Raw genomic sequence first — 12728 nt, 5'->3', positions numbered from 1 at the left:
GGAAGCGTCAGAGTGGACGGCGAACGATCATTGTGTTCCCCTGTCGGGGAGAGGCAGGGCCCTCGCATGACACTGACGAAGCGTTTGCTCCTCCTGGCGCTGATCTCCGTTCTGCCGGCGATCGTCATCTGGACATACACGGAGGTTTCGCTCCGCCGCGAGCGGGCGACGGAAATCAACGAGCTGGTCGTCCGTCAGGTGAAGCTTGCTGGCTCCGAGCTTGAGCGCATTTTCGACGGGATCAACAATCTCCTCATCGCCATGGGCGAGACGCGCTCTGTCCGTAATTTCGACGAACCGGCCTGCGGCAGATACCTCAGGGCCATTCAGGATAAAGTGCCTTATCTGTTCGCGTTCGTGGCCCTTGATTTAGAGGGGCATGTCCGTTGCCCTGCTCTACCGGCGGGCGATGCAGAAAAGAGCTTCAGAGCACGCACCTATTTTCAGGACGCCCTTCGGACGAAGGAACTTGTCATCGGGGAATACACGCCGCATTTCTTGGAGGGCGGCCTCGCCGATAAACGACCCGTTCTGCCCCTTGCCCTGCCGCTGTGGAACGGCGAAGGGCAGGTCGTCGGCGTCATTGCGGCTGCGCTCGACCTGAAATGGTTGGACGAATATGTGAAGGAGCGCGCCCTTCCGGCGGATGGGGCGGTCACCATGGCCGACCGCGAGGGCGTGATCATCGCCAGGGAGCCGTTTCCCGAGAAATTCGTCGGCACGAAGATTCCCGAAAGCTCCATGAAGTATCTCGAAAAGGAGAACTACGGGGTCTTCGAAACGGACAGCATCGACGGGATCACGCGCATTCTGGGCTATTCGCCCTTGAAGGTCCCGCCAAAGGACATCTACCTGACGGCGGGCCTGTCGACAGAAGCTGCCTTCAGCGGAATCGATCTTGCGGCCAGGCGTGGCTTTCTTCTGATCGCGGCCGCTTTGGCCGCTGCACTATCCCTGTCCTGGCTCGCGGGGCGCACCTTCATTACGAGGCCGTTCGAGATCATGACGAACGCCGTGCGCGCCTGGCGGCGCGGGGACTATCACGCCCGCATCGATCTTTCCGGCGCGCCGGCGGAGCTCGGTCTTTTGGCGCAGGCTTTCAACGACCTGATGGACGACGTCGTCGAACGTCAGCAGGCCCTCCAGGCCAGCGAGGAGCGCGGTCGTCTTGCTCTCGAAGCCGGCCATATGGGCACCTGGTGGTTCGATTATCTGAAGGGGACGGGCGGTTGGTCGAGCCAAGCGGCTCTCCTGCTCGGCCGCCCGGCGACGCAAACGGAAGCAACCTTCCCCGAATGGGCCGCCATGGTGCATCGCGACGATGCCGAGCATGCGCTCGCGACCCTTCGTGAGGCCGCTGCCGGCAACGGCGAGTATGAGGATGAGTATCGCGTCGAGCACCCGAACGGCGACATTCGTTGGATCAACTCAAAGGGCCGGGTCTTCTTCAATTCCCTGCGCAAGCCGATTTATTTCGTCGGGGTTTTTCAGGATGTGACGTCCCGCAGAAAGGCCGACGAGCAGCAGCGCTTTCTGCTCGACGAGTTGAATCACCGGGTCAAGAACACGCTCGCCACCGTGCAGTCCATCGCCAGCCAGACCCTGCGCTCGAGCCCCGAGCCGATCACCTTCAAGGAGGCCTTCGAGGGGCGCCTCATGGCTCTGTCGAAGACGCACGACCTTCTCACCCGCAATTCCTGGCGCGACGCTGATCTACGCGATATCGCAAAGCAGGAACTTGCGCCCTACCGCAGGAAACACGATGAGCGCGTCGTCATTCAGGGCCCCGCGGTGGACCTTCCCGCTCCCTATGCAATCAATTTCGGTCTGGTGTTACACGAGTTGGTGACAAACGCCGCAAAGTATGGCGCGCTTTCAACGCCAGCCGGACATCTCGAATTGCGCTGGAAGGTGGCGCCCGGCGTCAATAAGAAGCCGGAGCTTCAGTTCCAATGGCGCGAACTGGATGGACCACCTGTCGCCTCCCCGACGCACCAAGGATTCGGATCGCGGCTCATCCGTCGCAGTATCGAGGGCGAACTGTCCGGCGAAGTCGTCATTCATTTCGGGGCCACGGGGATTTCATACGACATTGCCGTTCCTCTGCCTTGAACCGGTTTCGAGCGCTCGATTACCAAAGTGGATTGACGGAGCGGCACATATGGCGAGGATGTCCCCGTCCTGCCCTCCTGACGCGTGGGCGCTAGGAGATTGAAGATGGTGGACATTGCCCCGGTACTGTCGATCGAGCACCTGTCTCTCGGGCTTCCCAAGCTTGCCGACAGGCAACATGCCATCAAGGACCTGTCGCTTTCGATCAATCCGGGCGAGACGCTTTGCGTCGTCGGCGAATCCGGCTCGGGCAAGTCGATGACCGCCATGGCGACCATCGGGCTTCTGCCGCGCGGCGTGGATGTGCTCTCCGGTGCGATCAAGCTCGGAGGTGTCGACCTCCTCTCCTTGACCGAGGAGCAATGGTGCGACGTTCGCGGGCGCGATGTCGGAACCGTCTTTCAGGAACCAATGACCTCGCTCAATCCGGTGATGCGCGTCGCAGACCAGATCGCGGAGACCTTTCGCGCGCACAAACTCCTGTCTCTGGCCGAACGGCAGCAACGGACCCTCGAACTTCTCACCGAAGTAAACCTCCCGAACCCGGAATTGATCGCGCGCGCCTATCCGCACGAGTTGTCAGGTGGCCAGCGTCAGCGCGTCATGATCGCGATGGCGTTGGCGCTCGAACCCAAACTCCTCATCGCCGACGAGCCGACCACAGCCCTCGACGTGACGACGCAAGCGCAGGTTCTCAAGCTCATCGACAACCTGCGGCGCAAGAAGGGAACAGCGGTTCTCTTCATCACGCACGATTTCGGCGTCGTGGCGGAAATCGCTGACCGGGTCGCGGTGTTGCAGCACGGAGTGCTGGTGGAACAGGGGTCGGCGGACGAAATCTTGAAACACCCGCAGCACCCTTACACGCAGCGGCTTCTCGCAGCGGTGCCCTCGCTGACCCCTCCCCCGCCGAAGCCGCTTGCAGGCGAGCCGATCCGCCTCAAGGTCGGCGCTCTCACCAAGATCTATGGCGGACGCGGCCTCTTCAAAAAATCCCGCGAGGTGCAGGCGGCCAATGCCGTCAGCTTCGAGATCAGGCGCGGTGAGACACTGGGACTGGTCGGAGAATCCGGCTCCGGCAAATCGACGGTCGGGCGCTGCGTTCTGCGCCTCATCGAACCCGATGGCGGCAAGATCGAGATCGGCGACCTGCCCTTCGGGGCCTTGTCCCAGCGGGAATTGCGGGCGCATCGCCGCAAGATCCAGATGGTGTTTCAGGACCCCTTCGCCTCCCTCAATCCCCGACGCACGGTCGGCCATATCGTTGCCGAGGGGCCGATTACACAGGGCGAAAATCCTGAAAAGGCGCAGGCTGAGGCGCGCGAGCTGCTAGAACGGGTCGGGCTTCCTGCAAAGGCAGCTGAGCGCTATCCGCACGAATTTTCCGGCGGTCAGCGCCAGCGCATCGGGATCGCGCGAGCGCTCGCCATGAAGCCGGATGTGCTGGTCGCGGACGAGGCGGTCTCGGCGCTCGACGTGTCGGTACAGGCGGAGGTTCTAAGGCTGATCAAGGATCTGCAGCAGGAACTCGGCCTCGCCATCCTCTTCATCACCCACGACTTGCGGGTGGCCGCGCAGATCTGCGATCGCGTAGCTGTCATGCAAAAAGGGCGGATTGTCGAAATGGCGGAAACCGCGCAACTGTTCGCCGCCCCGCAGGATGCCTACACCCGCCAGCTTCTGGCGGCGGTGCCGGGCGCCGACAGAATGATGTAGCAGGAGGAAGACCCTTGAACGATCAGGCCAGTTCGACCGTGACGCTGCACAAGAACCTTATTGGGGGACGCGATGTGCCGGCTTCCGATGGCGCAGTCCTCGATGTCCTGTCGCCTGCCGACGGCCAGCTCTTCGCCCGCATCCCCTCCGGCACGGCGGAAGACATCGATGCGGCCGTCAAGGCCGCCCGCGCGGCCTTCGAGGGTGCGTGGTCCAAGCTCACGGCAACCGAGCGCGGACGCCTGCTCATCAAGCTCGCCGCTGCCGTCGAAGCGGATGCAGACCACCTCGCCGCGCTCGAAAGCCGCGACAACGGTAAACCCCTGCGCCAGTCGCGTGCCGACGTGACGGCTCTCGCCCGCTATTTCGAGTATTACGGCACCGCCGCCGACAAACTGCACGGCGAGGTTATTCCCTATCTCAACACGCATTTCATCGGCGTCGAGCGGGTGCCGCATGGGGTGACGGGACATATCATTCCCTGGAACTACCCGATGCAGATTTTCGGCCGTTCCGTCGGCGCGGCTCTTGCCGGGGGCAACGCCACGGTGGTGAAGCCGGCGGAGGATGCCTCCCTCACCATCTTACGCATCGGGGCTCTCGCCCGCGAAGTCGGTTTTCCTGACGGCGCGCTCAACATCGTCACCGGCCTTGGCCGCACGGCGGGAGCAGCGCTGACGGCCCACCCGGGCATCGATTTCATCTCCTTCACCGGCAGCCCAGAAACCGGCACGATGGTGCAGACTGCCGCCGCGAAGAACCATGTGGGCGTGACCCTCGAACTCGGTGGCAAATCTGCGCAGGTCGTATTTGACGATGCGGATCTCGAACGCGCTCTGCCCTCGCTGGTCAATGCCATCATCCAGAATGGCGGCCAGACCTGCTCGGCCGGCAGCCGCCTCCTGATCCAGCGCGGCATCTTCAAGGATGTCGTCGATGCGGTCGCCGAGCGGTTCCGGACTCTGCGCGCAGGACATCCCGAGCGCGAGCCTGATCTCGGGCCGATGGTCAACCAGGCCCAGCAGCGCCGTGTTGAGAAATATCTCGAACGCGCGAAGAACGAAGGCCTGACCGTCGCGGCCGCGGGCGGAATAGCGTCGGACGCACCGTCGGGTGGCTATTACGTCGCGCCCACCTTCTTCGCGCCTGTCGCGCATGAAAGCGTGCTGTCGCAGGAAGAGGTTTTCGGTCCGGTTCTGGTCGCCACGCCCTTCGACGACGAGGCCGAAGCAATCCGGCTCGCGAACGGCACCGCTTACGGCCTTGCGGCAGGCGTGTGGACCCGCGACGCCATGCGCTCGACCCGCGTCGGCCGCGCCATGCGCGTGGGCCAAGTCTTCGTCAATTGCTATGGTGCGGGCGGCGGCGTCGAACTGCCGTTCGGCGGCTTTGGACGCTCGGGGCACGGCCGCGAAAAAGGTTTTGAGGGATTGGTCGAGTTCACCACGACCCGCACCCTCGTCATCGCGCACGGGTAACAACCCAGCATTCCATTAGGGGGACTCCATCATGAAACGCCTTGAAGGCAAGGTCGCGCTCGTCACCGGCGCAGGCTCGGGATTTGGCTTAGGCATTGCGGAAAAATTCGCGCGCGAAGGCGCGAAGGTCGCGATCATCGACATCAATGAAGGCGCCGCCCAGGCGGCCGCGAAGGCCATCGGACCGTCGGCCATCGGCCTTGCCACCGATGTATCGAAGGCAGCCGACGTAAACGCGGCTGTGAAGAAGACGATCGACACCTTTGGCAAGCTCGACATCGTCGTCAACAACGCCGGCATCAGCCACCGCAACCGGCCGATGTTGGAAGTCGACGAAGCGGAGTTCGACCGGGTCTTCGCGGTCAATGTGAAGTCGATCTATCTCTTCGCCCAGGCCGCCGTGCCCGGCATGCGCGAGCAGGGCGGCGGCGTGTTCATCAATGTGGGCTCCACCGCGGGCTTACGCCCACGCCCCGGCCTGACATGGTACAATGGAACAAAAGGCGCGGTGCACACCATCACCAAGTCCATGGCTGTGGAGCTTGCGCCGAACCAGATCCGCGTCTGCGCACTCGCGCCGGTCGCGGGTGACACGCCCCTGCTTGCCACCTTCATGGGCGAGGACACGCCGCAGAAGCGTGAGCAATTCGTAGGCTCGATCCCGCTCGGCCGCCTCTCCAAGCCGGAGGACATCGCCAACGCCGCGCTCTTTCTTGCCTCCGACGAAGCGAGCATGGTCACCGGCGTCGTGCTTGAGGTTGATGGCGGGCGCTGCATCTAACACTCCTGCTCCGTGTCATCCCGAACGCCTCTGGGGCGCCTCGGGATGACAATCATGTGCGATGTTCCATCGCCCGCCGACCAAAGCCTCTTCCATCCAGCCTCGGAGTGCGTCTAAGCTGTTCCGGTTGAGCAGTTCGCTCGAAAAACCAGATGGAACATCGTTTGATGTCGAAGCGCTTCCTCGCCGCCGCCCTTCTCTTCTCCGTCAGCATCGCCCCCGCTCTTGCTGCCAAGACGTCTCTCGTCATCGGCATGCCTATCGAGCCGCCCGGCCTCGACCCGACCATCGCCGCGCCCGTTGCAATCCGCGAAGTCACCTGGGCCAACCTTTATGAAGGCCTCGTGCGCATCGACCGTGATGGCCGCGTGCAGCCGCTGCTTGCCAAGAGCTGGGACATCTCGCCGGACGGCCTGACCTATACCTTCCGCCTGCAGCCCGGCGTGAAGTTCCATGACGGCACGGCCTTCGATTCGGCGGACGTAAAGTTCGCCTTCGACCGCGCTCGCGCCCCCACTTCCACCAATGCGCAAAAGCAGATCTTCGCGCCCATCGACACCATCGAGACGCCCGATCCGCTCACCGTCGTGATCAAGCTGAAGGAGCCCTCCGGCAACTTCCTCTATTATCTCGGCTGGGGCGATGCCGTGGTCGTCGCGCCGGAGACGGCGGAGAACAACAAGGCGAATCCTGTCGGCACCGGCCCGTTCAAGTTCAAGTCCTGGACCCGCGGCGACAAGGTTGAACTCGTTCGCAATGCCGACTACTGGCAGAAGGACAAGACAAAGCTGGAGAGCGTGACCTTCCGCTTCATCAGCGATCCGCAGGCGCAGGTCGCAGCGCTGCGCGCCGGTGATGTGGATGCCTTCCCCAATCTCGGTGCGCCGGAACTCTTCACCGAGTTCAAGAAGGACGCGCGCTTCAAGGCTGTCGTCGGCAATACCGAAGGCGAGATCGTCGCCGGCATGAACAATGCCAAGAAGCCTTTTGACGACGTGCGCGTGCGGCGCGCGCTGATGCACGCCATCGACCGCATGGCGCTGGTCGAGGGCGCTTATTCCGGCTACGGCCAGCCCATCGGCGGCTTCTTCTCGCCGAACCACCCAGCATTCGTCGATCTGACGCGCGTCGTTCCTTACGATCCGGCGAAAGCCAAGGCGCTTCTCGCGGAAGCGGGCTACGGCAAGGGATTGTCGATTACGATCAAGGTTCCCCAGATGGCCTATGCGAGCCGCTCGGCGGAGCTGCTCTCCGCGATGCTCGCGGAAGTCGGCGTCGAGATGAAGATCATCCCGACCGAGTTCCCCGCGAAGTGGATTGAAGAGGTCTTCAAGGCGAAGGATTACGACGTCACCATCGTCGCCCATGCGGAGCCGCTCGACATCGATATCTTCGCGCGCGACAACTACTACTTCAATTACAAGAACGATAAGTTCAAAGCGCTCATCGCCGATATCGCGAAGACCACGGACGAGAAGATGCGTTTCGCGAAATACGGCGAAGCGCAAAAGATCCTCGCCGAGGACGTGCCCGCTCTCTTCCTGTTCCAGTTGCCGAAACTCGGCGTGTGGAACGCGAAGCTGAAAGGTTTGTGGGAGAACTCCCCGATCCCGTCGAACGACGTGACGGATGCATCGTGGAGTGATTGAGAGTTCACGTCTCGGCACCGCCCTTCCTCTCCTCTCCCTTATGGGGAGGAGAGTGCCGCGAGCGTGCGGCTACGTCCGGATCATCTTTAGCATCATGCTCCGCCTCATTCTCACTCGCCTCGCTTCACTCATCGCGACACTGATCGTCGTCTCGCTGGCAATCTTCCTGATCCTGGAGGTCCTGCCCGGCGACCCGGCGGCGATCATGCTCGGCACGGCAGCACGCGAGGATACGCTCGCGGCGTTGAGGCAGGAGCTTGGTCTCGATCAACCGGCGCTCGTGCGCTACCTGCAATGGATCGGCGGATTGCTGCATGGCGATCTCGGCACATCCATCACCTACAAGATGCCGGTCTCTACGTTGGTCGGCGAACGCTTGAACGTGACGCTGCCGCTGAGTCTGCTCGCAATCGTGATTTCAACGCTACTCGCCCTTCCGCTCGGGGTCGCGGCTGCGGCACGCCGTGACGGGCCGGTGGACCGCGCCGTGCTGGTGTTCAGCCAGCTGGGCGTGGCGGTCCCAAATTTCTGGATCGGCCTGTTGTTCATCCTGTTCTTCTCGACACGACTCGGCTGGTTTCCAGCAGGTGGCTTCCCCGGCTGGTCGGCGGGGCTATGGCCTGCCTTCCAGGCGCTGCTACTGCCCGCGGTCGCGCTTGCCCTGCCGCAGGCTGCCGTTCTCACCCGCGTGACGCGCTCAGCGACACTGGACGTGATCGGCGCGGATTTCGTGCGCACCGCGCGCGCGAAGGGCGTGGACAGGGCCGCGACCCTTCGCCGGCATGTGGTGCCGAATGCGCTTATTCCCGTCACCACCATTCTCGGTCTGCAGCTTTCGTTCTTCTTCGGCGGTGCGATCCTGGTGGAGAACGTGTTCAACCTCCCCGGCCTTGGACGGCTGGCCTATCAGGCACTCAACCAGCGCGACCTCGTTGTCATCAAGGACATCGTGCTGATCTTTTCCGGACTTGTGATCGTCGTGAACTTTCTGGTCGATATCGGCTACGCCATCCTCGATCCCCGCCTGAGGAGCCGGTCATGAAGCGCTCCTCGCTGCGCTGGAACACGGCGCTCATCGTCGGCGGCATTTTGACGGCGCTGCTCATCGTCACCGCCCTCCTCTCGCTCGTCTGGACGCCGGAGGTGCCGACGCGCGTACGCATTGCGCTGCGCCTGAAGGCCCCCCTCGAAGCGGGCCTTCTCGGCACGGATCACTTTGGGCGCGATGTCACATCGCTCCTGATGGTCGGCGCATGGAACTCGCTTGCCATCGCGTGGCCAGCGGTGTTGCTGGGTGCTGCCATCGGCACCGCCATCGGCTGCGCGGCCGCCGCGTGGAAAGGTATTGCGGATGAGATCGCCATGCGCGCATCGGATGTGATCTTCGCCTTCCCCGCCGTGCTCTCCGCCATCATGATCGGCGCGCTTGTCGGCTCGGGGCCGCTTGCGGCGGTGCTGGCGATTGCGGTGTTCAACATCCCGGTCTTCGCGCGCGTCACGCGTGGCGTCGCACTGCAGATCTGGACGCTCGATTACATCGCCGCCGCCCGCGCCATCGGCAAGCATCCGCTGAAGATCACGCTGGAAGACGTGCTGCCGAACATCGCGGGATCGCTCATCGTGCAGGTCACCATTCAACTCGCGCTCGCGATCCTGACTGAAGCGGGCTTGAGCTATCTCGGCCTCGGCGTGCGCCCACCGAACCCCAGTTGGGGCCGCATGTTGAGCGATGCGCAAACCTATCTCTCCCAGGCCCCTCACCTCGCCATCGCCCCCGGCATAGCGATTGCGTTGTCGGTTTTAGGGCTGAACCTGTTGGGGGATGGCCTGCGGGACGCGCTGGACCCGACATTGCGAGGGCGAGAAGGATAACCGGGAATGACATTCCGGCACCGATCCGTCAGATAAAATTAAATACAGAAGCATCGATAACTACTGTTTCCGCAATGAAAAATATTCCTCCCTATTTCTAAATATTTCTAGAAATAGAGATACCTCATTACATCACAAAGACAGGCCATACCGTAGCCATAATCATTCGCTCATCTGCATCAACAGAAAAATGAGAGAGCGACAATGAACAAAACACTCATTTTATGTGGGGCCGCAGCGTTTGCGCTGGGTGTCGCAAGTGAAGCCGAGGCCAGGAAGGCAACCTACGAGATCAACGGCAATCAGTATTCCTACGATACGAGTGACCCGCAACAGGTCGCGTCGGCGCGCAAGCGCATCGATGCCGCGAATGCAGCTTATGCTGCGCGGACGAAGGCTGATGCCGAACGCGCCGACATGCCTCTCGTGGGCGTTTTCGGATCGCCGGTACAAACTGAAGCAAAGCAGGCGCAGGAGCATCTTGAAAAGGTCATCGCGGAAGAAGAAGACACCGATGCCGCGCGCAAAGAGGGATGGTCGTCTCTGACGACCACCAAGAACTGGCGCCGCAAGCAGTCCGCTAAGCAGGCGCCCCAACCGGAGACCGCCGAGACGCAGCCGGTCGCAGAGCCGCAGACTGCCAACGCGGCAAATCCGAACGACGCGCAGAACAGGCCGAGGGCCATGGTGAAGTCGGTTTCCTTCGACGTCACATCCGGCATCAAGACAACCGTCATGATGGATGGCGCGATCCAGGAGGAGCCGTTCGACAGCACCATGCTGACCAAGCTCGCTTTCGAGCAGGGCGGCGCAAACAGTCTGACCGATTTCGTCAAACAGATTCGCGAGGCCTCGCCTCAACCTGCTCCCGCGGCCCCGAGCAATCCTGCATCCCCGCAGAACTGATCATTTTGAGAGCGCGCGAAAAGCGCGCTCTCAACTCTCGCGAATACGAAAGGCCGGGTCAGAACTTCGGCCATTCCCGCTGTTCGCCCCGCATCGTTTCCCATGCGCGGCTCATCCGCATGACGCCGATATCATCAAAGCGCCGTCCGATGATCTGCAAGCCGATGGGCAAGCCAGCTTTCGTGAACCCGGCATTGACCGACGCGGCGGGCTGATCGGACATGTTGAAGGCGACCGTGTAGCCGATATGCTCGAAAGGCGCTTCCGGATCGTGATTCGGAGACGCCAGTTCGGCCGCGTAGGCGACGACGGGCGAAACCGGCGACAACACGAAATCAAAGTCCTTCGTCGCGGCGATAGCGGCGTTGCGCATCACCATCATCTGGTTCATGCCCGCATAAACCTCGGCGCCGGTCAGCGACCGACCGCCTTCCGCCCAGGCATGGATATAAGGCAGCACCAGCGCGCGCTTGTCATCGCTCAACGCGCCGATATCCATCCAGGCGCGCTGCCGCCAGAAATCGTCGAGGCCATCGAGCATCTCGCGGGTGATGAAAGCGGGCACTTCCTCGATGATGGCTCCAGCTGCCGCGAATGCCTTCGCTGCCGCCTCGATTGAGGCGTGCACTTCGCCGTCGAGGGCGAGGCCGAGGCCGAGGCCGACGCCGGAATCCATCATGACGCCGATCCGCAACCCCTTGATGTCGATGTCGAGATCGAGCCAGGGCAGATCCTGATAAGGAAGGCTCATCGCGTCGCGCATATCGGGCCGGGTGAGACTGCGCATCATCAGCGCCGCATCGTGCACCGTGCGCGTCATCGGCCCCGCGACGCGGCCGTAATAGGCTGGATCGATCGGAATGCGGCCGAAGCTCGGTTTCAGACCGAACACGCCGCACCATCCTGCGGGCAGACGGATCGACCCGCCAATATCGGTGCCGATATGGAATGGGCCATATCCTGCTGCCGCGGCACTCCCCGCCCCTGCCGAACTGCCGCCCGGATTCTTCGACACGTCCCACGGATTGCGGGAGAGCGGATGGAAGCTCGAAAGTCCGGAAGACAACATGCCATAATCCGGCATCGTCGTCTTGGCGAGAATGATCACGCCATCTTCACGCAGCCGCGCCGCAGGCGGCGCATCCACGGGCGCCGGGTCCAGCGGCCGCGCCGCCGTGCCGAGCGGCACGGGCGTGCCTTTCGTCGCAATGTTTTCCTTGATCGTTCCGGGGATGCCATCCAGAGGCAGCGCCTCACCGCGCATCCAGCGCCGCTCGGATGCTTCGGCATCCTTCAACGCGGCACTGGGATCGAAGGCATAGAGCGCCTGCAGCTGCGGCTCATAAGCTTCGATCCGTGCGATGACTGCCTTCGTAACGTCGACCGGCGAGATGCTTTTGCGAGCATATCCCTCCAGCAGTTCGGCGCCCGTCCAATCGGCGAGATTGGAGACCGGGTCCTGGCCGCTCTGGGCCAAAGAGGATTGCGCGCTCACCTGACATTCTCCCTGACGAAATGGATTCGTTTCGGGACATGCTGCGCCATCGTTCCGGCGACGTAAACGGCTTTTCGCGCCGATGTGCGATGCACCGCGCGCGGGCTTTGCCGATCAGGACGAGGAGAGCCGGCTACCGGGCGGCGGGAGCGCGTAAGCCGTCGTCGATTTCACACGCTGCATCGCAAAACGCGATGTAACATTCTTCAACGGAATTTCACCGATCAGCCGCTTGTAGAACTGATCGTAAGCGGCCATGTCGGCGACGACGACACGCAGCATGTAATCCACGTCGCCCGCCATGCGGTAGAACTCCATTACTTCCGGCATGGCAGAGACGAACTCCGCGAAGCGCTCCAACCACGCGCCCGAGTGATCGGAGGTTTCGACGGAGACGAAAACCGTCAGCCCAAGCCCGATCTTCTCGGGGTTGACGAGCGCCACCCGCTTTTCCACGACCCCGGTCGCTTCGAGGCGCTGAATGCGCTTCCAGCACGGCGTCTGGGACAAGCCGACCTTCTGGGCGAGCTCCGCAATCGAGATGCTGCAATCCTCCTGCAGGAGGGTCAGAATCTTCGTGTCGATGGCGTCCATTTCATTTCTTGCTAAAATTGAGAACTTTCTTCCGCATCCGTCCACCAGATGGGGAATTATCTTCCCCTCACGGCGAAAAGTTCCTGAATGAACGACATTTTTATGCTATCCGTCAACATCTTTGC

General features: G+C 62.3%; 10 protein-coding genes. 8 read left to right on the top strand and 2 right to left on the bottom strand.

Going from position 1 to position 12728, the window contains the following annotated elements; all coding sequences use genetic code 11:
- Positions 1-66: 66 nt before the first annotated feature.
- The 8 genes from HB375_RS10530 to HB375_RS10495 all read left to right on the top strand — a co-directional run bounded on the left by HB375_RS10530 (position 67) and on the right by HB375_RS10495 (position 10514).
- Positions 67-2112 carry a sensor histidine kinase gene (locus HB375_RS10530; protein ID WP_167672938.1) on the top strand — a complete coding sequence of 682 codons (2046 nt, stop codon included), beginning with the start codon at positions 67-69 and terminating at the stop codon, positions 2110-2112.
- 105 nt (positions 2113-2217) lie between these two features.
- The gene (locus HB375_RS10525; protein WP_167672937.1) at positions 2218-3828 is read left to right on the top strand and encodes an ABC transporter ATP-binding protein; all 1611 of its coding nucleotides are present in this window, start codon (positions 2218-2220) and stop codon (positions 3826-3828) included.
- 14 nt (positions 3829-3842) lie between these two features.
- Positions 3843-5306, top strand: a complete 1464-nt coding sequence (locus HB375_RS10520) for an aldehyde dehydrogenase family protein (protein WP_205800137.1) — start codon at positions 3843-3845, stop codon at positions 5304-5306.
- Between the two features lie 31 nt (positions 5307-5337).
- Positions 5338-6087, top strand: coding sequence for an SDR family oxidoreductase (locus HB375_RS10515; protein WP_167672936.1), 750 nt, complete (start codon positions 5338-5340; stop codon positions 6085-6087).
- A gap of 167 nt (positions 6088-6254) precedes the next feature.
- A complete protein-coding gene (locus HB375_RS10510; protein ID WP_167672935.1) occupies positions 6255-7736 on the top strand; it encodes an ABC transporter substrate-binding protein in 1482 nt (493 codons plus the stop codon).
- Between the two features lie 94 nt (positions 7737-7830).
- On the top strand, positions 7831-8778 hold the full coding sequence (locus HB375_RS10505; RefSeq protein ID WP_167672934.1) for an ABC transporter permease: 948 nt from the start codon (positions 7831-7833) through the stop codon (positions 8776-8778).
- On the top strand, positions 8775-9608 hold the full coding sequence (locus HB375_RS10500) for an ABC transporter permease (RefSeq protein ID WP_167672933.1): 834 nt from the start codon (positions 8775-8777) through the stop codon (positions 9606-9608). Before HB375_RS10505 ends, HB375_RS10500 begins: the two co-directional genes overlap by 4 nt.
- Before the next feature lie 204 nt (positions 9609-9812).
- On the top strand, positions 9813-10514 hold the full coding sequence (locus HB375_RS10495) for a hypothetical protein (protein WP_167672932.1): 702 nt from the start codon (positions 9813-9815) through the stop codon (positions 10512-10514).
- Between the two features lie 58 nt (positions 10515-10572).
- Here HB375_RS10495 and HB375_RS10490 read toward each other — a convergent pair whose 3' ends face one another.
- Together HB375_RS10490 and HB375_RS10485 are read right to left on the bottom strand one after the other, a co-directional pair.
- Positions 10573-12009, bottom strand: a complete 1437-nt coding sequence (locus HB375_RS10490; protein ID WP_425515169.1) for an amidase — start codon at positions 12007-12009, stop codon at positions 10573-10575.
- 114 nt (positions 12010-12123) lie between these two features.
- Positions 12124-12603, bottom strand: a complete 480-nt coding sequence (locus HB375_RS10485; RefSeq protein WP_167672931.1) for an Lrp/AsnC family transcriptional regulator — start codon at positions 12601-12603, stop codon at positions 12124-12126.
- Positions 12604-12728 lie beyond the last annotated feature (125 nt).

Source organism: Microvirga terricola, assembly GCF_011777495.1.
GTDB lineage: Bacteria > Pseudomonadota > Alphaproteobacteria > Rhizobiales > Beijerinckiaceae > Microvirga > Microvirga terricola.
This window is presented reverse-complemented; position numbering and strand designations above follow the sequence as displayed.